The sequence below is a fragment of the Enterobacter cloacae complex sp. 2021EL-01169 genome, from assembly GCF_020733125.1.
Lineage (GTDB): Bacteria > Pseudomonadota > Gammaproteobacteria > Enterobacterales > Enterobacteriaceae > Enterobacter > Enterobacter roggenkampii.
In genome coordinates this window covers 227,052-250,746 of record NZ_JAJFTC010000001.1, presented here as the reverse complement: position 1 = coordinate 250,746, position 23,695 = coordinate 227,052, and the positions used below count along the sequence as shown (strand labels likewise).

At 57.9% G+C, this 23,695-nt stretch carries 23 protein-coding genes; 3 read left to right on the top strand and 20 right to left on the bottom strand.

The features are described from left to right. Positions 1-23: 23 nt before the first annotated feature. The 8 genes from cvpA to pdxB all read right to left on the bottom strand — a co-directional run bounded on the left by cvpA (position 24) and on the right by pdxB (position 7,483). A complete protein-coding gene (cvpA, locus tag LLF79_RS01145) occupies positions 24-512 on the bottom strand; it encodes a colicin V production protein (RefSeq protein WP_000262116.1) in 489 nt (162 codons plus the stop codon). Positions 513-678: 166 nt separating this feature from the next. Then, entirely contained in the window at positions 679-1,377 is a 699-nt protein-coding gene (gene dedD / locus LLF79_RS01140) for a cell division protein DedD (protein WP_008502596.1), read from the bottom strand. After that, on the bottom strand, positions 1,367-2,635 hold the full coding sequence (gene folC, locus LLF79_RS01135; protein ID WP_227879017.1) for a bifunctional tetrahydrofolate synthase/dihydrofolate synthase: 1,269 nt from the start codon (positions 2,633-2,635) through the stop codon (positions 1,367-1,369). Before folC ends, dedD begins: the two co-directional genes overlap by 11 nt. A gap of 70 nt (positions 2,636-2,705) precedes the next feature. Then, positions 2,706-3,611 (bottom strand): acetyl-CoA carboxylase, carboxyltransferase subunit beta, encoded by a 906-nt coding sequence (gene accD, locus LLF79_RS01130; RefSeq protein WP_008502598.1) that lies wholly within the window; start codon positions 3,609-3,611, stop codon positions 2,706-2,708. Positions 3,612-3,765: 154 nt separating this feature from the next. Then, positions 3,766-4,425, bottom strand: a complete 660-nt coding sequence (locus tag LLF79_RS01125) for a DedA family protein (protein ID WP_008502599.1) — start codon at positions 4,423-4,425, stop codon at positions 3,766-3,768. 28 nt (positions 4,426-4,453) lie between these two features. Further along, positions 4,454-5,266: a tRNA pseudouridine(38-40) synthase TruA gene (truA, locus tag LLF79_RS01120; protein WP_021241572.1), complete on the bottom strand. Its 813-nt coding sequence runs from the start codon at positions 5,264-5,266 to the stop codon at positions 4,454-4,456. Continuing rightward, positions 5,266-6,279, bottom strand: a complete 1,014-nt coding sequence (locus LLF79_RS01115) for an aspartate-semialdehyde dehydrogenase (protein ID WP_023325776.1) — start codon at positions 6,277-6,279, stop codon at positions 5,266-5,268. The genes truA and LLF79_RS01115 overlap by 1 nt, the downstream gene beginning before the upstream one ends. 67 nt (positions 6,280-6,346) lie before the next feature. Next, complete coding sequence (gene pdxB, locus LLF79_RS01110; RefSeq protein ID WP_023294134.1) at positions 6,347-7,483, bottom strand: 4-phosphoerythronate dehydrogenase PdxB; 1,137 nt, start codon at positions 7,481-7,483, stop codon at positions 6,347-6,349. A gap of 113 nt (positions 7,484-7,596) precedes the next feature. Between pdxB and flk the strand changes: the two genes are divergently transcribed. After that, positions 7,597-8,601, top strand: a complete 1,005-nt coding sequence (gene flk / locus LLF79_RS01105) for a flagella biosynthesis regulator Flk (RefSeq protein ID WP_008502603.1) — start codon at positions 7,597-7,599, stop codon at positions 8,599-8,601. Between the two features lie 90 nt (positions 8,602-8,691). On the opposite strand, the gene LLF79_RS01100 is transcribed toward flk, so the two are convergent. Then, positions 8,692-9,870 carry an MFS transporter gene (locus tag LLF79_RS01100; protein ID WP_227879016.1) on the bottom strand — a complete coding sequence of 393 codons (1,179 nt, stop codon included), beginning with the start codon at positions 9,868-9,870 and terminating at the stop codon, positions 8,692-8,694. A 207-nt stretch (positions 9,871-10,077) separates the two neighbouring features. After that, positions 10,078-11,295, bottom strand: a complete 1,218-nt coding sequence (gene fabB / locus LLF79_RS01095; protein WP_008502605.1) for a beta-ketoacyl-ACP synthase I — start codon at positions 11,293-11,295, stop codon at positions 10,078-10,080. 158 nt (positions 11,296-11,453) lie between these two features. Here fabB and mnmC point away from each other — a divergent pair, with 158 nt between their 5' ends. Next, positions 11,454-13,451, top strand: a complete 1,998-nt coding sequence (gene mnmC / locus LLF79_RS01090; protein ID WP_227879015.1) for a bifunctional tRNA (5-methylaminomethyl-2-thiouridine)(34)-methyltransferase MnmD/FAD-dependent 5-carboxymethylaminomethyl-2-thiouridine(34) oxidoreductase MnmC — start codon at positions 11,454-11,456, stop codon at positions 13,449-13,451. 97 nt (positions 13,452-13,548) lie between these two features. Here the strand turns inward: mnmC and LLF79_RS01085 are convergent, their stop codons facing one another. Genes LLF79_RS01085 through prmB form a run of 6 tightly spaced genes read right to left on the bottom strand, consistent with a single transcriptional unit; the run spans position 13,549 to position 18,097 of the window. Next, positions 13,549-13,824 carry a YfcL family protein gene (locus LLF79_RS01085; protein ID WP_008502607.1) on the bottom strand — a complete coding sequence of 92 codons (276 nt, stop codon included), beginning with the start codon at positions 13,822-13,824 and terminating at the stop codon, positions 13,549-13,551. A 13-nt stretch (positions 13,825-13,837) separates the two neighbouring features. Continuing rightward, on the bottom strand, positions 13,838-14,383 hold the full coding sequence (locus tag LLF79_RS01080) for an elongation factor P hydroxylase (protein ID WP_008502608.1): 546 nt from the start codon (positions 14,381-14,383) through the stop codon (positions 13,838-13,840). Beyond that, entirely contained in the window at positions 14,383-15,192 is an 810-nt protein-coding gene (locus LLF79_RS01075; RefSeq protein ID WP_021241577.1) for a sulfite exporter TauE/SafE family protein, read from the bottom strand. Before LLF79_RS01075 ends, LLF79_RS01080 begins: the two co-directional genes overlap by 1 nt. Beyond that, positions 15,192-16,016 (bottom strand): penicillin-insensitive murein endopeptidase, encoded by an 825-nt coding sequence (mepA, locus tag LLF79_RS01070; RefSeq protein ID WP_008502610.1) that lies wholly within the window; start codon positions 16,014-16,016, stop codon positions 15,192-15,194. The genes LLF79_RS01075 and mepA overlap by 1 nt, the downstream gene beginning before the upstream one ends. Positions 16,017-16,018: 2 nt before the next feature. Further along, positions 16,019-17,104, bottom strand: a complete 1,086-nt coding sequence (aroC, locus tag LLF79_RS01065) for a chorismate synthase (protein WP_008502611.1) — start codon at positions 17,102-17,104, stop codon at positions 16,019-16,021. Positions 17,105-17,164: 60 nt separating this feature from the next. Further along, the gene (gene prmB, locus LLF79_RS01060) at positions 17,165-18,097 is read right to left on the bottom strand and encodes a 50S ribosomal protein L3 N(5)-glutamine methyltransferase (RefSeq protein ID WP_177317714.1); all 933 of its coding nucleotides are present in this window, start codon (positions 18,095-18,097) and stop codon (positions 17,165-17,167) included. A gap of 145 nt (positions 18,098-18,242) precedes the next feature. Here prmB and smrB point away from each other — a divergent pair, with 145 nt between their 5' ends. Next, complete coding sequence (gene smrB / locus LLF79_RS01055; RefSeq protein ID WP_008502613.1) at positions 18,243-18,794, top strand: endonuclease SmrB; 552 nt, start codon at positions 18,243-18,245, stop codon at positions 18,792-18,794. Between the two features lie 46 nt (positions 18,795-18,840). Here smrB and sixA read toward each other — a convergent pair whose 3' ends face one another. The 4 genes from sixA to LLF79_RS01035 all read right to left on the bottom strand — a co-directional run bounded on the left by sixA (position 18,841) and on the right by LLF79_RS01035 (position 23,557). Continuing rightward, positions 18,841-19,326: a phosphohistidine phosphatase SixA gene (gene sixA, locus LLF79_RS01050; protein WP_014884683.1), complete on the bottom strand. Its 486-nt coding sequence runs from the start codon at positions 19,324-19,326 to the stop codon at positions 18,841-18,843. Positions 19,327-19,535: 209 nt separating this feature from the next. Next, complete coding sequence (gene fadJ, locus LLF79_RS01045; RefSeq protein WP_181367778.1) at positions 19,536-21,683, bottom strand: fatty acid oxidation complex subunit alpha FadJ; 2,148 nt, start codon at positions 21,681-21,683, stop codon at positions 19,536-19,538. Beyond that, positions 21,683-22,993, bottom strand: a complete 1,311-nt coding sequence (fadI, locus tag LLF79_RS01040) for an acetyl-CoA C-acyltransferase FadI (protein WP_021241580.1) — start codon at positions 22,991-22,993, stop codon at positions 21,683-21,685. Before fadI ends, fadJ begins: the two co-directional genes overlap by 1 nt. A gap of 279 nt (positions 22,994-23,272) precedes the next feature. Then, entirely contained in the window at positions 23,273-23,557 is a 285-nt protein-coding gene (locus LLF79_RS01035; RefSeq protein WP_227879014.1) for a YfcZ/YiiS family protein, read from the bottom strand. Between the last annotated feature and the right edge of the window lie 138 nt (positions 23,558-23,695).

Sequence of the window (23,695 nt, the reverse complement as noted above, 5' to 3'; positions counted from 1 at the left end):
CTCGTTAAGCCACATCTCAGGGTTTATGCCCTGGGCAAAAAACTCGACGAGCTTTGCAGATAGTCAAAGAACCATCTGATGATGAAGCTGAACTCTGGAATGAGCTGCGATTTCTGCCAGTCTTCACTTTTGGAGAACCCGGTAAAGGTATCCAGGAAGAACAGGATCGCGGCCACAATCAGCACGCCTCGCAACGCCCCGAAACAGATCCCGAGTACCCTGTCCGTTCCTGACAGACCGGTTTTCTCGACCAGCTGACCTATCACGTAATTGACGATAGCGCCGACAATCAGCGTCGCGATAAACAGCACCGCGATGGCGATTCCATTTCGGACCAGTTCATCTTCAAAGCCCGTGAACCAGACAGACAGGTAAGTGTAGTAATGACTGGCGACAAAGAAAGCACAACCCCAGGTCACCAGCGATAACGCTTCACGAACAAAGCCACGGATCAGGCTAACCAGACAGGAAAAACCAATCACCGCAATGATGGCGTAATCAATCCAGACCATATGTGTCCCACGATTAAACGCCCTGTCATCCAGTTCGGGGCGAATTCTAACAGAAAAAGAAAACGTTTGCGTAGGGATTTCCTTCCCGCGCGTAAATAAAAAAGGCGCTGAAAAAAATGTTCAACGCCGTGGCTTATCGCCTCTCTCTTACAGGAGCAGGTCGTACTTAGTTCGCGCTGTAGCCCATTACTACACCGCTCAGGCCGGAGATCTGCTTCAGCTCACCCAGCGACCCTTTCAGTTTGTCTTTAGACGCTTCTGGCCCCACGAGGATACGGGTAATTTTACCCTGCACCGGCGTGGAAGGTGAAGTGTAAACACGATATCCCGCACTGCGCAGTTTACCCACCACCTCATTCACCTTGTCCGCATTTTTCAGCGCACCGAGCTGCACCACGTAGGCTTTGCCCGTTGGGGCAGCAGCGTCCTGCTGCGTCGGTTTTGCTGGCGGAGGCGTCTCTGACGCTGCGGCGAGCTGTTCTGCCGCTTTATCACGCTGCGGTTTCGGCTGCGGCTTCTCAACCGGCTTCGGTTTTTCAACCGGTTTAGGCTGCTCGACCGGCACAGGATCGATATCGCTGTTGCTCGTGGCCGCCAGGCGAGACGGATCGAGCGACGGTGCGGCGGCATCGCCCGCGCGCACCTCTTCCGCCGCCCCTTCCGGAGGCTGAGCAGGCAGCGCCTGCGTCGCCGCGGGCAGCATATCCGGCTCATCGCGGTCGCCCGGTTTCGGCACCAGCGGAATCGCGGCAAACTCATCCTGATAATGCTTTTTCTGCCCGTCGAGCAGCCCGGGAAGAATAATCACCCCGAGCGCGACCAGCACAATGGTTCCTGTTAAACGGTTCTGAAACTTACTCGCCACCGGTTCTCCCCGCGTCCATCACTTCCATGACATGTGCCACCGTGTGGAATGAACCACACACCAGCACGGTATCTTCTGGTTTAGCCTCCGCCATCGCGGCATGCCAGGCCTGCGCCACGCTACTGTAGATTGCGCCTTTGCCGAGATGTTCCATCAGCTGCTCAGCCGTCGCGCCGCGCGGCCCCTCCAGAGGAGCACAATACCAGCTATCGACCACACTCTCCATGCAGGCCAGCGTCCCGCCGATATCTTTATCATGAAGCATACCGATAACCGCCAGCACGCGCCCGGTTTTTGGTAACGATTTGAGACGTCCCGCGAGATACGCCGCCGCGTGGGGGTTGTGCGCCACGTCCAGAATCAGGCGCGGTGACTCGCTCACAATCTGGAAACGTCCTGGCAGAATCGCGTTTTGTATACCCTCGCGGAACGCCTGTTCGCTGACCACGAGGCCGCTGGCGCGCAGTGCCGCCAGTGCGGTTGCCGCATTTGGCTGCGGGACCTGCGGCAGCGGCAGGTTATCCAGCGCCCCCTGCGCGTCGCTAAAGCGCCAGCCGTTGTCCTGAACCTCATACTGCCAGTCAACGCCGCGGCGCAGCAGCTGTGCGCCCTTTTCGTTCACCACGTCAGCAATGGTGTGCGGCATGTCCGGCTCGCCCACCACGGCAGGTTTATTTGCCCGGAAAATACCGGCCTTCTCGCGGCCAATGCTTTCACGATCGGGCCCCAGCCAGTCGATATGATCCAGCGCGATGCTGGTCACTACCGCCACGTCTGCATCGACGATATTGGTCGCATCAAGACGTCCGCCAAGACCAACCTCAAGGATCACCACGTCCAGCTGGGCCTGTTTGAACAGCCACAGGGCCGACAGAGTGCCGTATTCAAAATAGGTTAATGAGGTCTCTCCGCGCGCGGCTTCAATTTCCGCGAACGATGCCGTATGCGCCGACTCCGGCAGCTCGCTGTTCTGCACACGAACCCGCTCGGTGTAGCGTACCAGATGTGGCGAGCTGTACACGCCGACCCTATAGCCCGCCGCCATCAGGACGGATTCCAGCGTGCGGCAGGTGGTACCTTTGCCGTTGGTGCCTGCGACGGTGAACACGAAAGGCGCCGGTTTCAGCACATCAAGACGCGCGGCAACCTGGCTTACGCGCTCAAGCCCCATATCGATGGTTTTACTGTGCAGGTTTTCCAGATAAGAAAGCCACGCGGCCAGGGGCGACGTGGCTTGGGGAATGCTTTTATTTTCCATAATGCCCGGTTGTCATTAACAGATTAGAAAGCAAAAGGGCAGCGCCAACTGGCCCTGCCCTTTTCAGTTATCAGGCCTCGGGTTCCTGATCCGGTACCACCACGCCTTCACGCGGCTCATCCGGGTTCGGCGCTGGCAGATTCATCAGCTTCGCCAGGATGCGCGCCAGCTTCAGGCGCATTTCCGGACGGCGGACGATCATGTCGATGGCGCCTTTCTCAATGAGGAACTCACTGCGCTGGAATCCCGGCGGCAGTTTTTCACGAACGGTCTGCTCGATAACGCGAGGACCCGCAAAGCCGATCAGCGCTTTTGGCTCAGCGACGTTCAGGTCGCCCAGCATCGCGAAGCTCGCGGAGACGCCGCCCATGGTTGGGTCGGTCAGCACGGAGATGTACGGCAGACCGCGCTCCTGCATCTTCGCCAGCGCTGCAGAGGTTTTAGCCATCTGCATCAGGGACATCAGGGCTTCCTGCATACGTGCTCCACCGGAGGCAGAGAAGCAGATCAGCGGACAGTTGTCTTCCAGCGCCTGCTCAACGGCACGCACGAAGCGCGCACCGACCACGGAGCCCATTGAGCCGCCCATAAAGGAGAACTCAAACGCAGCGGCAACAACCGGCATCCCATGCAGGGTGCCTTTCATGACGACCAGCGCGTCTTTCTCGCCGGTCTCTTTCTGTGCGGAGGCCAGACGATCTTTATATTTTTTGGAGTCGCGGAACTTCAGCACGTCTTTTGGCTCAAGCTCGCTGCCCAGTTCTACCAGAGAACCTTCGTCCAGCAGGCTATGCAGGCGGTTGCGCGCCGACATACGCATATGGTGGTCACACTTCGGACACACCTCAAGGTTGCGCTCCAGCTCTGCGCGATACAGAACCTGGCCGCAGCTATCACACTTCGTCCATACCCCTTCAGGAATGCTCGCTTTACGCGTTGGGGTAATGTTGCTTTTAATTCGTTCAATCCAGCTCATTGATAACCTTTCTGCCTGAACCTGGTCGTATGCCAGTTTTGCTATAAGAGGCGAATAATGCCATTTTTGCCTCCAACAGACCATGAATGTTGCACATTAAAACATAACAGCCCGAAACTTTGGATAAAAAAGTGGTCGAACCGCCAGTGTGCATTTACTTCGCTTGCTTTGCCGCCGCACGTTTATGACGAATGATTTCGATAACGCCCGGCAGTACGGAAAGCACAATAATCGCTACAATCAGTAACTTAAGATTTTCCTGAACCACTGGGAGATCGCCAAACAGGTAGCCTGCATAGGTAAACAGCAGTACCCAAAGCAGCGCCCCCACGACGTTATACATGGCAAAATGACGATAGGACATATGTCCCATTCCCGCCACAAACGGTGCAAATGTGCGCACAATAGGCACAAAGCGCGCAAGGATAATGGTTTTTCCGCCATGGCGTTCATAAAACGCATGCGTTTTATCTAAATAGCTGCGACGGAAAATTTTTGAATCCGGATTGCTGAACAGCCGCTCACCGAATACGCGTCCAATCGTGTAGTTGACCGCATCACCGACGATGGCGGCAATCACCATCAGCACCACCATAAGATGCACATTCAGATCGTTGGTGGGCAGCGCCGATAACGCCCCGGCGACAAACAGCAGTGAATCGCCCGGCAGGAACGGCGTGACAACCAGCCCGGTTTCACAAAACAGAATGAGGAACAGAATGGCATAAACCCAGACGCCATACTGCGCGACCAGTTCTGCCAGGTGAACATCAATATGCAGGATGAAATCAATCAAAAAACGAATTACGTCCATATTGTCTAAGCCTTAATTGCACCTTTGTTTAGTCCGCTAAAAACAGCGGCCCCATTGGCGGTTTCGGCAGGTCAAACCGATCCGGATAGTCTACCGAGACCAGATACAGCCCTTCCGCTTTCGCCGTGGCTGCCGCAAGCGTTCTGTCCTTCGCTGCCAGCAGGTCTGCAATCCAGCTCTCCGGCTGGTGTCCGGCACCCACTTCCATCAGGCTGCCCACAATATTCCGCACCATATGATGTACAAAGGCATTGGCTTTGATATCCACCACCACATACGCGCCAAAACGGCTGACGTGAATGTGCATGACATTACGCCACGGCGTGCGGGACTGACACTGCACCGCACGAAACGAGGTAAAGTCATTTTCACCAATCAGACACTGCGCCGCGCGATGCATGCGTTCCGCATCGAGCGGTTCATAAAAATGCGTCACGCCCTGGCTTAACACCGCCGGACGCAGACGCTGGTTGTAGATGACATAACGGTAACGACGCGCGGTGGCGCTGAAACGCGCATGAAAATCATCCGGCACAGCTTTCACCCAACGCACCGCAATGTCACCAGGCAAATTCGCATTTACACCCAGCGTCCAGGCGGCATCCTTACGCACGGCAGTGGTCTCAAAGTGCACCACCTGCCCCGTGCCGTGAACGCCCGCGTCCGTCCGGCCTGCGCACAGGACGTTAATCGGCTCGTTTGCCACCTGAGAGAGCGCTTTCTCCAGTTTCTCCTGGACGCTGCGCACCTCATTCTGACGCTGCCAGCCATAATATTTACTGCCATCGTACTCAATACCGAGGGCAATTTTATGAACCGGCTTTTGTTCCACGTCTGACATCAGTACAGGTACTCCTGCACCAGTTTTTCAGCGATCTTGACCGCCATCAGCGCGCCGCCGAAACGAACGTTGTCGGCAACGGACCAGAACTGAACCTGCTCCGGCATACCGTAGTCGTTACGCACGCAGCCAACGGAAAGATGCGCGCTACCGGTGGCATCGCCCACCTGCGTCGGGAACTCGCTCTCTTCAGAGAGGACGATGTCTTCCCCGCGCCCAAACGCATCGCGCGCCTCTTCTGCCGCCAGGGGACGCAGCGCTTCAAAGCCGACCATCTGCGCGTGACCGTAGAAGACCGGGGACTGCACGACGCTTGCGGAGATCATCAAGCCATCGTCCTGCAGAATTTTACGCACCTCATCGACGATACGACGCTCTTCGCGCACGGAGCCCTCGCGGTCCGGCAATAGCGGCAGCATGTTGAACGCCAGCTGGCGGCCAAAGAAATCATCTTCATCAATCGGAATGCCGTTCAGCAGCTTCGCGCTCTGCCCGGCCAGCGCGTCAACGGCCTTTTTGCCGTTTGCGGACGCCGACAGCAGGCTGGTGACGGTAATGCGCGACAGGCCGCCGTCGTCGATCAGCGGTTTCAGTGCAGTCAGCAGCTGGCTGGTCAGGCTGTTCGGCACCGCAATGACGTTACGGTTGCGGTAGTCAGCCAGTACAAACGGGTTCACGTCCGGCACCACCAGCGGCACATCCGGCTCCATGGAGAACAGACCGCTCAGATCGATGACCAGGCAGCCTGCGTTGGTCGCCTCTTCAACGTACGCCGCAGTGGCTTCAGCGCCCGCGGCGAAAAACGCCAGCTGCGCCTGCGTCCAGTCGAACGCCGCCGCATCCTGAACCATGACGGATTTATTGTTAAAACGCAGATGCTCACCCGCGCTATCCGTTCGCGCCAGCGCATAGATATCGCCCACCGGGAACTGACGCTCAGCAAGCGTTTCGAGCAGGGCTTCGCCCACGGCACCCGTGGCACCTAAAATGGCAATGTTCCAGCCTTCAGACATGGTGGTTTACTCCAGAAATAAAAAAGCGTCCCTGTCGGAGTATCCGACAGGGAGCATTAAGAAGACATTAATGCGCCGGGTGATGAACGGCGTTAAACCCCAGCTTGTGCAGCAGCGTCGCCGCCGACGCGTCGTCGCACATCACATAGAGGGAAGACCACTCGCGGCGCTCAACGTAGTTCTTGCGCAGCTTATCAAACTCACCCGGGATCCCCGCCACTTTACGCAGCAGCGCATCATCGCGGCGCACATCATACACTAAATGCACTAGCCTTTTCAGCGTTGCCTGATCGAGCGGGCCGTGAAGAGTAATGCGGCCAAATTCAGGCGCGGGGAGTAAGGTATCCAGCGCCACCTGCTGCGGATGGCCGATGAAGGCGCTGTAGGCTTCGAAGACCTGCGTCGTACCGCGGGCTTTCCCTTCGAGGGTATAACCAGCGATATGCGCCGTGCCCACATCAACCTTATTTAGCAGCTCAACGTTGAGGTCCGGCTCCGGCTCCCAGACGTCCAGCACCACGCTGAGGTCTTGTCCTTCGTTCAGACACGTCAGCAGCGCGGCGTTATCGACTACCGGACCACGGCAGGCATTTATCAGAATAGTGCCAGCCTTCAGACGGCGAATTAACGCCTCATCGGCCAGATGCAGAGACTTATACGGCCCCTCTTTAAACAGCGGCGTGTGGAACGTCAGCACGTCGCACTGTTCAACCAGCTCGTCCAGCGAACGGAAATCCCCATCATCGCCGTTGTCTTTGCGCGGCGGATCGCACAGCAACGTGCGGATCCCTAACGCTTCCAGGCGCTTTTGCAGGCGTCCGCCGACGTTACCCACGCCGACAATCCCCACGGTGCGGTCTTTCAGCGCAAACCCGTCGCGCTCGGCCAGCATCAGCAGCGAGGAGAAAACGTATTCCACGACGGCAATCGCGTTACAGCCCGGCGCGGCGGAGAAACCGATTCCGGCCTGCTTCAGCCATTTATCATCCACATGATCGGTCCCTGCCGTTGCGGTCCCAACGAACTTAATCGCCTTACCGGCGAGCAACGCCTCATTTACTTTGGTCACCGAGCGCACCATCAGGGCGTCGGCATCGTCCAGTTCGTTGACCGGGATCGGGCGACCAGGAACAGCCTTAACGTTACCCAGGCGGCTAAACAGCTCACGGGCGTAAGGCATATTTTCATCAACGAGGATTTTCACGTCTGAGTACCTGTTTGAGAGGAAGAAAACCTGCCAAGTGTGCCATAATCTGGCCGCCAGGCATATACGTCTGCCAGGTTTACGCTGAGTTTTGACTTTAAGGATTTTTGACGATGCAGCCCATTTCAGGTACGCCGCCACGCCCTCCGGGTGAAGGCCCCGTCACGCCAAACGTTGCCGGTGAACAACCGCTATCCACGCAACAGCGCACCGTGCTGGAGCGACTGATCACGCGCCTGATTGCGCTGACTTCACAGCAAAACGCGGAAGTCTGGGCCGGGGTGAAGCATGATTTAGGCGTGAGGAACGACGCACCGCTGCAGTCGCGCCATTTCCCCGCTGCCGAGCAAAATCTGAACCAGCGTATTACGACCGCGCAGCAGAACCACACCACGCGCCAGATTGTTTCTCAGCTGACGGAGCTGCTGGGCCAGGGAAATAACCGCCAGGCGGTGAGTGATTTTATTCGCCAGCAGTATGGTCAGACCGCGCTGGGCCAACTGACGCCCGACCAGCTCAAAACCGTGCTGACGCTGCTGCAGAACAATGAGCTGTCGATTCCGCAGCCGCAGGTGCGCCCGGCGACCGAGCGTCCGCTGCTGCCCGCCGAGCACAATACGCTCAAGCAGATGGTGACGAAGCTGGCCGCGGCCACCGGCGAGCCGACGAAGCTTATCTGGCAATCCATGCTGGAGCTGTCGGGCGTGAAGGCAGGCGAGCTGATCCCGGCCAAACAGTTTACCCATCTGGTGACCTGGCTCCAGGCACGCCAGACGCTCAGCACCCAGAGCGCCCCTACCCTGCATACTGTGCAGGCCGCGCTGAAACAGCCGCTTGAGCCGCACGAGTTCGAGGTGATTCGGGATTATGCCCAGCAGAACTGGCAGGCCACGCCGCAAACGGTACTGACTACCGCGCAGGTGCAGGATCTGCTCAACCAGATCTTCGTTCGCCGCGCCGAGCGCGAAGGCGGCGTACCGGAGGTGAGAAATATTCAGCCGATCTACAGCCCGCTGTTTGCGCCGGTCGTGGAGACCTTCAGAACACTTTCTGCGCGTCCGGGATTGATGTTTATTGCATTACTGATTGCGCTGGCGATTTTCTGGCTGGTTGCCTGATATTTTGCCCGGTGGCGCTGCGCTTACCTAGCCTACAACGGCTCGAACCGTAGGCCGGGTAAGGCGCAGCCGCCACCCGGCAACAACGACTCACGTTCTGCGAAACGCCACCAGCGTCACCACGATCCCCACCACCGCGGAAACCGCACCGGCCAGGAAGACGGACGGATAGCCAAACGAGGTGGCTAACAGCCCGGCCAGCGGCCCGGTTACCCCGTATGAGATATCCTGAAACGCCGCATAGCCGCCGAGCGCCGTCCCGCGCACCTGCGGAGCCACGCGCTTCACCACTTCAACGCCCAGCGCCGGGAAGATCAGAGAACAGCCGCAGCCGGTCAGCGCCGCACCAAGCAGCGCAACGGATGCCACGGGTGCATTCCACAACAGCAGAAGACCGATGGTTTCAATGACCAGCGATGCCACCGCCACCTTTACGCCACCAAAGCGATCCGGCATCCAGCCAAAAAGCACGCGCATCAGAACAAACGCGCCGCCAAACGCGGTAAGCGTAAAACCGGCCATCGCCCAGCCGCGGCTCATAAAATAGAGCGAGACGAACGTCCCAATCACCGCAAAACCCACGCCCTGCAGCGCCAGGCCCAGGCCCGGCTGCCAGATTTGGCCGACCACGCTCCACAGGGAAGGACGCTCGCCTTTGTGCGCGGGCACCTTACGCACCGAGCCGTTAAACGCCCATGCCACCAGCGGCAGCGCCATGGTGGTGGCAGCCAGCGCCGCAAAACCGAACTGGCTGTTGATCAGCAGACCAAGCGGTGCCCCGGCGGCCAGCGCGCCGTAGATGGCCATGCCGTTCCAGGACATCACCTTGCCGGAACGTGCTGGCCCTACCAGCCCCATTCCCCAGGTCAGGGTGTCGGTCAGCAGCTGGCTTTCACCGAAGCCAAGAATTAAACGGCCCAGCACCAGCAGCGCAAATTTATACACGGCGTCTACCGGCAGGAGAGCCGCCAGCAGCCAGGCGCCGCCCGCCAGCCCGCAGGCAAACATCCCCTGCAGCGCCGAGCGTTTGGCACCGTGCTGATCCGCCAGACGTCCGGCGTAGCCGCGGGTTAAAACCGTCGCTAAAAACTGAATGCCCACGGCGATGCCGACCATGGTGTTGCCATAGCCCAGCTCCTGATGAACGAACAGCGGGATCACCGGCAGCGGCAGGCCAACGGTCATATAGGTCAGGAATACCGCAAAGGCGATACGGAACAGCGAGACGTTCGCTGAAGGGGTTGTTTCTGTTTGAGTTACTGCAGTCATGCTTTACTCCGAAATGAAGAGTAAGGCGGGGAAATGCCACGCCCCCTCTACCTGATTATCAGGATTAAGGTGCGTTGGTTGACGTTAAACGCTTACGCATTATCGTGAGGATAATGTTGAGTGGTGAAGTTTGCCTGTGAGATCAGCCGCTTGTCAATGCACAAAAAAGGGAGCCTTATGGCTCCCCTTTCGAATCAAACATAAAACTTATGCTTTCAGCTTACGCATGACCAGCGTGGCGTTGGTGCCGCCGAAACCGAAGCTGTTGGACATGACGGTAGTCAGCGTCGCGTCCGTTGGTTTGGTCACGATGTTCAGGCCAGCAGCCTGCTCGTCCATCTCTTCGATGTTGATGCTTGGCGCGATAAAGCCGTTTTCCAGCATCAGCAGAGAGTAGATCGCTTCCTGTACGCCAGCCGCACCCAGAGAGTGACCGGTCATGGCTTTGGTGGCAGAGATAGCCGGGCTGTTGTCGCCGAACACTTCGCGGATCGCACCCAGCTCTTTCACGTCACCTACCGGCGTAGAGGTACCGTGGGAGTTCAGGTAGTCGATTGGGGTATCAACACCGTGCATCGCCATCTTCATGCAGCGCACCGCGCCTTCGCCGGATGGCGCAACCATGTCGGCGCCGTCGGACGTTGCGCCGTAGCCCACGATCTCAGCATAGATGTGCGCGCCACGTGCCAGAGCGTGCTCCAGCTCTTCAACCACAACCATACCGCCGCCGCCCGCGATAACGAAACCGTCACGGTGCGCATCGTAGGTACGGGAGGCTTTGTCCGGGGTCTCATTGTACTTGGTGGACAGTGCGCCCATCGCGTCGAATTCACAGGCCATTTCCCAGCCCAGCTCTTCGCCGCCGCCAGCAAATACGATGTCCTGCTTACCCAGCTGGATCTGCTCAACAGCGTTACCGATACAGTGTGCGGAGGTCGCACACGCGGAGCTGATGGAGTAGTTCACACCGTGGATTTTGAACGGGGTCGCCAGGCACGCGGAAACCGCAGAACCCATGGCTTTCGTGACCACGTACGGACCTACCGCTTTCAGACCACGCGGGCTACGCATGGCGTCAGCACCGAATACCTGCGCTTTAGATGAGCCGCCGGAACCGGCGATCAGACCCACGCGCGGGTTGTTCTGATAAACCTCTTCACTCAGGCCAGAATCTTTGATCGCTTCCTGCATGGAGAGATAAGCATAAATAGAGGCATCGTTCATGAAACGAACCACTTTGCGGTCGATCAAACCGGTGGTGTCCAGTTTGACGTTACCCCATACGTGGCTACGCATACCTGAATCTTTAAACTCTTCAGAGAAAGTGATCCCGGAGCGTCCTTCACGCAGAGATGCCAGGACTTCCTGCTGGTTATTACCGATGCTGGAAACAATGCCCAGGCCAGTAATCACTGCACGTTTCATTCAATACCTCTGTAAGTCGCACTATAGTAAGTTTCGAGTCGCACAATAGCGTACACTTGTACGCCGAACAAGTCCGATCAGACATTTTCTGCGGAAATTTGCACCGATGGACTCACATCGTTAAGATCGTGCCACTGCCTGTCAGACGAGTAACTTACGTGAAACAAAACGCTATACAACCCGCCAACCTCGAATTCAACGCTGAGGGTACACCTGTTTCCCGAGATTTTGATGACGTCTATTTTTCTAATGATAACGGACTCGAAGAAACTCGCTATGTTTTCCTCGACGGAAACCAGCTCAGCACCCGCTTCCCGGCGCACCCGCGGAGCCTGTTTGTGGTCGCGGAAAGTGGATTCGGCACCGGTCTGAATTTTTTAACCCTCTGGCAGGCGTTTAATCAGTTCCACGCTGCTCACCCTGAGGCTACGCTACAAAGATTACATTTCATCAGTTTCGAAAAATTCCCGCTCACCGCGCACGATCTGCGGCTTGCCCACCAGCGCTGGCCGGAGCTTGCGCCTTGGGCAGAACAGCTTCAGGCGCAGTGGCCGCCCCACATTGGCGGCTGTCACCGTCTGATTTTGGACGGTGGACGCGTCACGCTGGACTTATGGCTCGGCGACATCAACGACCTGAACGACAGGCTCGATGATTCGATGAATCAGAAGGTCGACGCGTGGTTTCTGGACGGTTTTGCCCCTGCCAAAAACCCGGACATGTGGAGCCAGCATCTGTTTAACGCGATGGCGCGGCTGGCGCGCCCTGGGGCTACCCTTGCCACCTTCACCTCGGCGGGCTTTGTCCGCCGTGGGCTGCAGGAGGCGGGCTTTACCATGCAGAAGACCAAAGGCTTTGGCCGCAAGCGCGACATGCTGGTCGGCAGGATGGAGCAGACGCTGGAGATCCCCGCTCAGACGCCCTGGTTTGCGCGCCGCGCCAGCGCATCGCGCGACGTAGCGATCGTTGGCGGTGGGATCGCCAGCGCCCTGCTCTCGCTCGCCCTTCTCCAGCGTGGCTGGCAGGTCACGCTCTACTGCGCTGACGACGCGCCCGCCAGCGGCGCATCCGGCAACCGTCAGGGGGCGCTCTATCCGCTTTTAAGCGCACACGATCCGGCCCTGTTCCAGTTTTTCCCCGCGGCCTTTACCTTCGCCCGCCGCCTGTACGACGCGCTGCCAGTGGCATTCGACCACGACTGGTGTGGCGTGACGCAGCTCGGCTGGGATGAGAAGAGCCAGCAGAAGATCGCGCAGATGCTGTCGCTGGGCCTGCCGGAAGAAATTGCCCGCGCGGTAAGTGCCCAGGAGGTGGCGGACACCGCTGGCGTAGAAACCGGGTGTGGGGGCATTCAGTACCCGCTCGGCGGCTGGCTGTGCCCGGCCGAACTGACCGCGGCGGTCATAGCCCTGGCGCAGTCGCGCGGGCTGACGCTGCACTATGCCCACAAGGTGGAATCGCTCACCCGGACAGAACGCTGGGCTCTGCGTTTTGCTGATGGCAAGGAGGCGAGCCATGCCAGCGTTGTGCTGGCCAACGGGCATCACATCAGCCAGTTTATCCAGACAGCAGCGTTGCCGGTTTATCCGGTCGGCGGCCAGGTGAGCCACATCCCCACCGCGCCTGCGCTCGGCAAACTGCGCCAGGTGCTGTGCTATGACGGCTATCTGACGCCGCAAAATCCGTCTAACGGCCATCACTGCATCGGGGCCAGCTATCATCGTGGCGAAACGGATATGCGCTACAGCGAAGCGGATCAGGCGCAAAACCGCCAGCGCCTGATTGACTGTTTCCCGGATGCGGCGTGGGCGAAAGAGGTTGACGTCAGCGAGGGTGACGCGCGCTGCGGCGTGCGCTGCGCCACCCGCGATCATCTGCCGATGGCGGGCAACGTGCCGGACTATGACGCGACGCTTGCGGCCTATGAAGATCTGGCTGAAAACAAGGAAACGGCGGTGGCCGCACCGGTGTATCCGGAGCTGTTTATGCTGGGCGGGCTGGGTTCCCGTGGGCTGTGCTCTGCGCCGCTGCTGGCTGAAGTATTAGCCGCGCAAATGAGCGACGAGCCAATTCCGCTGGACAGGGTTACGCTTGCGGGACTGAATCCGAATCGCTTGTGGGTAAGGAAACTGCTGAAGGGGAAAATGGTTAAGTAAGGTGCGGCCTGGTGCCCTCACCCTAACCCTCTCCCACAGGGAGAGGGAAAATTAGTAGGCCCGGTAAGCGCAGCACCACCGGGCGAAAAACAATGACTTAGCGTTTAGCCTGCTGGAACAGGTTGTCCCACATGCCCAGCACCAGTGACTGGTCGCGCGGAGAGAGCTCCCCGGCCTGAATGGCTTTCTCCAGACTGCGGGTCACTTCCTCATGAACAGCGTCGGCAGAGTGATCGTCACCTGCTTCCAGCTCGGCTACCGCGAGCGTCAGGTGACCACGCAGATAACCGCTGGCGAACAGCTCATCATCGCTGGCGTGTTCCACCATGTCATCAATTAACGCCAGAATGCGTGATTCAAATTCTGCGATCATCTTCTTTCCTCTGTTAAAGATCTTCCGGCCAAGGGAAGCTTTCCGCCGCAATCGCCGGCGTGTGGTAATAATTCTGTAAGGCCTCGATCAGGCGCGCCGGACGTGCCGGGATGCCTTTCTCAAGGTATTCCATCACCTGCGCATGCACGCGGCGCTGGAAGACAATACGGTCTGGCTCGAAGTCGCCTTCGAGGTTGTCGCAGCTGACGTTGAACGGGAAACCCGCCGCCACGCAGAACAGCCATTCCAGCGCCTGCGGCTTCACTTCCACATCCTCAAACTGCCCCTGCGTCGCGGCGTCTCGCCCGTCCGGGCAATACCAGTAACCGAAGTCCACCAGCTCGCGACGCGCTTTTCCGGCGATGCACCAGTGCGAAATTTCATGCAAACCGCTGGCGTAAAAGCCGTGGGCAAAGACGATGCGGTTATACGGAACCTCGTCATCAGCAGGAAGATAGATCGGTTCGTCGTCGCCTTTAATCAGACGGGTATTAAAATCGTCAGCAAAACAGCCGTCAAAGATCTCAATCAGCTGTTCGTATTTATGCGTACTGTTCATTAGTGCATCCCCAACCAGGTGAGGATCTCCTGTCCATGGCTGTCATAAAGAAGTTTGGCGCTCATCACCGCCGAGACGATAACGATCATCGGACGGATCAGCTTTTGCCCTTTGCTTAATACCAGACGCGAGCCCGCGCGCGCGCCCAGGAACTGCCCTGCCATCATCACAAACCCGGTTGCCCAGATAACCTTGCCGCCAATGATAAACAGCAGCAGGCCGCCGACGTTCGAGGTCGCGTTGAGCACTTTGGCATGGGCGGTCGACTTGGCGAGGTTAAATCCGGCCAGCGTCACAAACGCCAGCGCATAAAACGAGCCTGCCCCCGGGCCGAAGAAACCGTCGTAAAAGCCGACGCAGCCCCCGGCAATCAGCGCAAACGGCAGGCCGTGCAGACGACGCTGACGGTCTTCCTCGCCGAGCTTCGGCATCAGCAGGAAATAAAGCCCGATGCAGATGACCAGAACCGGCAGGATCTGGCGCAAAATATCCGACTGCACGTGCTGAACCAGCAGCGCGCCCGACGTGGAACCGATAAAGGTCATCAGGATATTGAGCTTCTGGTCGGCCAGGTTCACCACCTTGCGGCGGATAAAATAGAGCGACGCCGAAAGCGAGCCGCCGCAGGCCTGTAGCTTGTTAGTGGCAAGCGCTTGCGCCGGGCTCATGCCCGCCGCCAGCAGCGCGGGTACGGTTAATAGCCCGCCGCCGCCCGCAAGGGCATCAATAAAACCGGCCAGCATAGCCACAAAGAACAGCACCACCAGCAGCAGCGGTGACACCATAAACAGATCGACGAAATTATCCATTAAAGTACATGCTCATCCAGTAGCGCCTGGCAGGAAGGCGGCAACGGAGGCGGTGTCTTCTTCTCAGGCTTAGAGGTTCCAGGTTTTGCCGGTTCAAACCAGCTTTGCAGTTCCGCACCACAGCCATCGCCTGGCGGCGGTAGCGGCTGATCTTCGCATTCAAGGCTATTCGCCGGGCAGCGCAGACGAACGTGCATGTGCGCACGATGCTGGAACCACGGGCGCACTTTGCGCAACCAGTCGCGATCGGTTCCCTCATCGAGGCAGAGCTGTTGCTTGATAGCCGGGTTGACGAAGATCCGCGTAACGTCGTTATCTTTTGCCGCCAGCTTAATCAGGCTGAAGATATCCGGCGTCCACAGTGAGGGCACAACGCGCTTACCGTCGCTCGACACCAGATCCAGCGCCTGCGGTTTCAGCAACTGGGCTGAACTCCAGCGCGCTTTAGGCAGCTGCAGGAAGATATCGACATCCAGTCCGGTCTGGTGACTGGCGTGTCCACCGTTAAAACGCCCGCCCGCAGGCATCCCCATATCGCCGATCAGCATCGTGCCCAGCCCCAGATTATGCACCTGGTTTCCCAGCCGTTGGATGAACAGCACCAGATCCGGGTGGCCGAAGTAACGACGCTGGTCGGTACGCATCACCTGATAGGTATCCGATTGCAGCGGAAGTTCCTGAGCCCCCACGATACAGCCGTTGGAAAAGGCGCCGATGGACTGCGCGCTCCCCGCCACCGGATGGGTGATTTTTTGCCACGGCGTGGCGGCCAGACTGGCTCCACTGGCAAGCAGCGCCAGCAGAGCAATTGCGGTTTTTTTCATGTTTACCAGCGTGGAATGGTGGTCGTCACATCCGCATTCTGCGCGCGCTGGCGCAGGAAGTGATCCATCAGCACGATCGCCAGCATCGCCTCTGCGATCGGCACCGCGCGGATCCCGACGCACGGATCGTGACGTCCTTTGGTGATCATTTCAACTTCTTCGCCATCGCGGTTAATCGTGTGGCCCGGCACGGTAATGCTTGAAGTTGGTTTCAGCGCGATGTTGGCAATAATCTGCTGCCCGCTGCTGATCCCGCCCAGAATGCCGCCCGCGTGGTTGCTCTGGAAGCCCGCTTTCGTGATTTCGTCGCGATTCTGGCTGCCGCGCAGGGATACCACGTCAAAACCGTCGCCAATTTCAACGCCCTTCACCGCGTTGATGCTCATCAGCGCATGCGCGATGTCGGCATCGAGACGGTCAAATACCGGCTCGCCCCAGCCTGGCGGGACGCCGTCGGCCACGACGGTGACTTTCGCCCCGATGGAGTCGCCCTCTTTTTTCAGACCGCGCATCAGTTCGTCCAGCGCGTCCAGCTTGTCGGCATCCGCACAGAAGAACGGGTTTTGCTCGACCTGATCCCAGTCTTTGATCGCCAGCGGAATGTCGCCCATCTGGGTCAGACAGCCGCGGATCACGATGCCAAATTTCTGCTGCAGGTATTTCTTAGCAATGGCGCCAGCCGCCACGCGCATCGCGGTTTCACGCGCGGAGGAACGTCCGCCGCCGCGATAGTCGCGGAAGCCGTACTTTTGTTCGTAGGTGTAGTCGGCATGGCCTGGACGGAACACGTCCTTGATGGTGCCGTAGTCCTGGGAGCGCTGATCGGTGTTTTCAATTAGCAGGCCAATGCTGGTGCCGGTGGTACGGCCTTCAAAGACGCCGGAGAGAATTTTGACCTGGTCCGGCTCGCGACGCTGCGTGGTGTAGCGAGAGGTGCCCGGACGACGACGGTCGAGGTCATGCTGCAAATCGGCTTCGGTCAGTTCGATGCCTGGCGGTACGCCATCAACGATACAGCCCAGCGCCAGCCCGTGCGACTCGCCAAAGGTGGTCACGCGGAATACCTGTCCAATACTGTTTCCTGCCATCACGGCTCCGATGTTGTTGTTTGTGTTTGAGCGTTGTGAAACGGGCCGAAGCCCGCTGGATTAATCTTTATAGATGCTGAAGTGTTCGCGCGCGTCGAGCAGCTGCGCTTTGGTCAGCATAAAGACGCCGTCACCGCCGTTGTCGAACTCAAGCCAAGTGAACGGCACATCCGGATACTGCTCTATCAGATGTACCATGCTGTTGCCCACTTCACAAATCAGAACGCCGTCGTCGGTCAGATAATCTGGCGCGCAGGCCAGAATGCGGCGGGTCAGCTTCAGGCCGTCAGAGCCTGACGCCAGACCCAGCTCCGGCTCGTGGCGGTATTCGTTCGGCAGATCGGACATGTCTTCCGCATCGACGTACGGCGGATTGGTGACGATCAGATCGTACTGCAGCGTCGGCAGATCGCGGAACAGGTCAGAGCGAATTGGCGTAACGTGATGGATCAGGCCGTGCTCTTCTATGTTGTGCTCGGTCACGGCCAGCGCGTCGGTGGAGATATCAACCGCGTCCACTTCCGCTTCCGGGAAGGCGTAAGCGCAGGCAATGGCGATACAACCGCTCCCGGTACACATATCCAGAATGTGCTGCGGCTGATGGTCGATCAGGCCGTCAAAGTGGTTGTTAATCAGCTCACCAATCGGCGAGCGCGGCACCAGCACGCGTTCATCGACATAGAACTCGTGGCCGCAGAACCAGGCTTTGTTGGTCAGGTAGGCGACCGGGATGCGTTCGTTGACGCGACGGATCACGCGCTCAACGATGCGGTGTTTTTCGCTGGAGGTCAGGCGCGCGGTGCGCATGTCTTCCGGAATATCCAGCGGCAGGTAGAGGGACGGCAGCACCAGCTGCACGGCTTCATCCCACGGGTTGTCGGTACCGTGTCCGTACCAGATATTGGCGGCGCTGAAGCGGCTAACCGACCAGCGCAACATGTCCTGTATGGTATGCAGCTCGTTTACTGCTTCATCGACAAATATTTTATCCACTCTTTCCTCCAGGGCATGCTCGCATAATTTTCGGCGGCTAGTTTGCCATGAAGACGGCGATAAATCAGCAATGACGCGTACCGCTTGAGGTTAAAAAATGCGTTTAGTCGGGTACACTATCGGAAATACGAGATGAGAATGACGAATGAAAAAGAAAACATCGCTCAGCGAGGAGGATCAGGCGCTCTTCCGCCAGCTGATGACCGGGACGCGGAAAATCGCGCAGGACACGATTGTTCATCGCCCGCAGCGTAAAAAAATCAGCGAAGTCCCGGTCAAACGGCTGCTGCAGGAGCAGGCCGATAATAGCCACTACTTTTCAGACGAGTTTCAGCCGCTGCTTAATACCCAGGGCGCGGTGAAATACGTGCGCGAGGACGTCAGCCATTTCGAACTGAAAAAGTTACGCCGGGGAGATTATTCGCCGGAGCTGTTTCTGGATCTGCACGGCTTAACGCAAATGCAGGCGAAACAGGAGCTGGGGGCGTTGATTGCCGCCTGTCGCCGCGAACATGTTTTTTGCGCCTGCGTGATGCATGGCCACGGGAAACATATCCTCAAGCAACAAACGCCGCTGTGGCTGGCTCAGCACCCACACGTAATGGCGTTTCATCAGGCACCGAAAGAGTACGGCGGAGATGCCGCCTTGCTGGTATTGATTGAAGTTGAGGAGTGGCAGCCGCCAGAGTTGCCCTGACAGAAGGGCGGGAAAGATATAGCACCCCGCCCTGTCACACGTCACGTCAGATCGCTTTTGCCATCTTCAGGTTGCACGGGCTCATTTGCCAGTTGAAGACCCCTTTGCCGGTTTCGTCGAGGGTGACGTTGGCAATCGCGGAAGTGGTGAACATAGGCGGCGTTTCGCCCGGGCACAGCTCAGATACCAGATAGCCGACCAGCGGCAGGTGGGAAATGACCAGTGCGGAAGCGACACCTTCATTGCACAGCGCCTGAAGATAAGCGCTGACAAGGCCGACATCACCGCATGGTGTCAGTTCGGGGAGAACATCCACACTGGACGGCAGGTTCATACACTCCCCCACCACATCCAGCGTCTGTTCTGCACGCAGGAACGGACTCACAAGAACGCGTTCAATGTCCACTTTTTGACCTTTAAGCCAGGTTGCCATCAGACGGGATTCGTCGCAGCCACAGACGGTTAAAGGACGTACTGAGTCACTGGCGGCATCGAGTGCCGCGTCGCCGTGACGCATGATGAAAACTTGCATATTGCACCGCTTTTGTTAACCAGAATCACCGGCGTTAACTACCCGCGATAAATGCTAAGAGGTAGAAAACCCGATGGCCGGGCATTGTGCCTGATCCATTCGATGAATGAAACGCTGTTTTTTACCTCAATGGCGTAAGTATAGTCAATCTCTGTTTACAAAATCGCCAGAACAGGTTCATTCACCTCAGGATTTACCCTTCTTTGACTTCAGTTTACGAAATCAGTTTCCCGTGCAGGCCAAAATGTCTGGCCCCGTTCCGCCATCTGCAATAATTCGTCACACGGTGTAAACCGTGGGCCATATTGCGAGGCCAGACGTTGCAAAATGGCAACCACTTCACCCGCGCCGAGTGTATCCATGTAGCGGAACGGGCCGCCAAGGAACGGCGGAAAACCAATACCAAATACCGCGCCGATGTCGCCATCGCGTGCGCTCTTGATCACCTGCTCACCAAAGCAGCGCGCCGCTTCATTGAGCATCATCATCACGCAACGTTCAGCGCACTGAACGGCAGACAGTTTTCCCTGACCGGTGGTCGAAATAAGCCCATAAACCGAAGGGTCGACCTGTTTCTTGCTTTTACGCCCTTTCGCGCCGTAAAGATAGAAACCGCGTTCATTTTTTCTGCCTTTGCGATCGTCCTTCAAAATTGCAGAAACAATGTTTGCAGGCGGGCTAAAACGATCGCCATAAGCTGCCTCCAGCACAGGTATAATTTTAGTGCCGGTGTCTATTCCCACCTCATCCAAAAGTTGGATTGGGCCAACGGGGAAACCAAACTTTACCAGCGCCTCGTCGACGTGCTCGATCTTCTCGCCTTCCGTCAGCAGCCGCATGGCTTCATTAATATAGGGTGCCAGAATACGGTTGACGTAGAACCCAGCTTTATCTGCGACCACGATCGGCGTTTTACCCTGCTTCTTCGCAAGTTTGACTACCGTGGCGATGGTTTGCGGACTGGTGGTCGCGTGTGGAATAACTTCCACCAGCGGCATTTTTTCTACCGGGCTAAAGAAGTGCAGCCCGATCACCTGCTCCGGACGCGCGGCTTTCGCCGCGATATCGCCAATCGGTAATGACGACGTGTTAGAGGCAAAAATGGTGTGCGGGGCGCAATGCTGCTCAACGTCTGCCACCATCTGCTGCTTAAGCGCCAGATCTTCAAACACGGCTTCAATCACCAGATCGCGGTGCGCAAAACCGCTGTAATCCGTCGTACCGGAGATCATTGCCAGGGTTTTATCACGCTCGCTTGCCTTGATATGGCGGCGTTTGACCTTTTGATCAAGGTTCTGCCAGCTGTACTGCAGCGCGTGGTTGATTCCCTTAGGGTTAATGTCTTTGATGCGTACCGGCAATTTGCCTTTGCTGGCGGTAACAAAAGCGATACCGCCGCCCATGAGCCCCCCACCCAGTACGCCAATGGCACGCAGCGGCGCAGGCGATGCCTCGCTGCCCGGGTCTTTTTTCACCTCTGTGCTGGCGAAGAAGATGCTGCGCAGCGCCTGTGACTGCGGCGTCATCGCCAGTTCACCAAAGGCTTTGGCCTCCGCGGCATAGCCGCTGCTGCTGCCCTGCGACAGCCCGGTTTCGATCACGTCGAGGATCCGCTTTGCCGCCGGGTAATTGCCTTTGGTTTTTTGTTCGGTCTTTTTGCCCACCATATTGAACAGGAGCGTTCTCCCCAGCGGACCGGCCAGCACGCGCTCGCGAACCGGCAGAGGACGTTTTGCCTGACGCCCTTTCAGCGCAAGCTCAACGGCGGCCTCCAGCAAAATGGACTGCGGCACGACGTCATCGACCAGACCGGCTTTCAGCGCCTGACGGGCACGCAGCTGTTTACCGGTTAAGATCATCTCCAGCGCCGTGCTGACGCCCACCAGCCGCGGCAGACGCTGCGTTCCGCCAGAACCTGGCAGCAGGCCCAGCTGCACTTCCGGCAGGCCCAGAATGGTTTTCGCATCGTCAGTACAGATGCGGCTGTGGCAGGCCAGCGCCAGCTCCAGCCCACCACCCAGACACGCACCGTGGATCGCTGCGATGACCGGGATTGGGAGACTGTTGATCTCCGACATCACCTGCTGGCCCTGACGCGCCAGCTCTTCGGCTTCCAGCGCGCTTTGCGCCCGGGCAATCATGTTGATATCCGCCCCGGCGATAAAGTTGTCGGGTTTGGCAGAGATAAACACCAGGCCGCGAATGGCTTTGTTCTCTCGGATCTGCTTTAGCATCGCGCGCACCTGAACGCCAAATTCGGCCTTCAGGGTATTCATCTTTTCATCAGGCACATCAATAGTGATAACGGCCACGTTATCGAGGCGAACCGTCAGATTAAATGCAGATGGCATATCCATTATTCAGCCTCCAGAACCATTGCTGCGCCAAGGCCGCCCGCCGCACAGGCGGTAACAAGGCCAAACCCACCGCCACGGCGACGGAGTTCATGTAATGTTTGCGTGATCATCCTCGCCCCTGTAGCGGCAAACGGATGACCGTAGGCGATAGAGCCACCCAGCACGTTGAATTTACTCTGATCCACTTCACCCGTGGCATGCGCGCGGCCCAGCACATCACGTGCGAAACGCTCGCTTGCCAGGAGCTGGACGTTTGCCAGGGTTTGCGCGGCAAACGCTTCGTGCATATCAATCAGGGTTAAATCAGCCAGCGTCAGCCCCGCGCGATCCAGCGCCAGCGGCGTGGACCATGCCGGACCTAACAGCATGTCCTGCCAGACGTCAATGGCGGTGAAGGCGTAGCTGCGTAAATAGCCCAGGGGAGTAATGCCCAGCTCTTTCGCACGGGATTCGGTCATCAGGATCACGGCGGCAGCCCCGTCCGTCAGCGGCGTACTGTTCGCCGCCGTCACGGTGCCGTGCTTGCGGTCAAACGCCGGGCGCAGTTTGGCGTAATCCGCCAGCGTTGACGTGCCACGAATATTGTTATCTTCCGCAAGCGGTTCGCGATAGGGCGGAATATAGGCGGTCATGACCTCATCGGTCAGCTTGCCTTCCGACCAGGCTTTTGCCGCAAGCTGATGTGAACGATGCGCTAGCGCATCCTGCTGTTCACGCGTAATGCCGTAGGTTTTGGCCATCTGCTCGGCGGTGTCGCCCATGCGCAGGCCGGTGGAATATTCCGCTACGGCAGGGGGAACAGGCATCAGATCGCGCAGACGTAAACGCGAGAAGAGTTTGAGCTTCTGACCCGTCGTGCGGGCTTTGTTGGCATCCACCAGGATGCGCGCCAGCTTTTTACTGACCCCAATTGGCAGTACCGAAGAGGAGTCCGCTCCCCCCGCTATCCCGGCGCGAATGGTGCCCGCCATCAGGCTTTCGGCGACGTTAGCCACGGCCTGGAAACTGGTTGCGCAGGCGCGGCTGACGCTGTAGGCGTCGGTATGAACATTCATCCCGGTACCGAGGACGATTTCCCGCGCAATGTTGGGGGCTTCAGGCATCTGCACGACCTGGCCGAAGACCAGCTGTTCGATGACCTCCGGCGGAATTTCGCTGCGAGCCAGCATCTCCCCCACTACCATTTTCCCCAGGTCGACGGCCGGTATGCCATGAAACGCCGTTGCCTGACGCGCAAATGGCGTGCGCAATCCACTGACTATGGCAATGCGATCGCCCTGACGGGTAATAAGCGGTAATGCCTGACTCATAACACTCCCCTGTAAAAAAAATATTCGCAAACACTAAGTGGTCTGACCTGATAATAGTCTTAACCATTTTTTTACATTCAGCCAATCGGGGAAACGAAAAAGTGCGAGCTAAAACACAGAGAAGAAAAAGAAAATGCCCCTGCATAGCAGGGGCATTAGTGCGGTTTGTTGCCGGGTGCGCAAGGTAAAAGCAAAACGGTAACCCGTAGGTTACCGTTTTTAATGCTTGCGCCCTCTCCCGTGGGAGAGGGTCGGGGTGAGGGCATCAGGCCGCAGAAATTAACGCAGACCCAGCTGGAAAATCAGCGTTTCAGCTTCGCAGGCAAAAACAAAGTCGATATCCAGCTTCACGCCGCCTTCCACTTCGGTAAAGGTCGACTTGATTTCACACGGCTCGGATTCAACATCACGCGCACGCTTGCTCAGCGCGGCCAGGGTCTCTTCCGCTTCGGCGCGGTTGGTGAACACACGGCTGTAAGACGCGGTGCAATCGGAGTTGTCCATGATGGTGCCAACATCCATACAGCAGCAAACCAGGGTTTCATCAGCACTGCATTTACTCATAGCTCAATTTCCTCTGTATTCGCGCAGCGCGCGAGATAAACACGATGCTGCTATTTTACGCCCCGGCGCGGGCTCTCTCCAGCCGTTAATGGCGCAAAATCGGATAAGTGACCAATATCACACTAAAAAATGATCTAA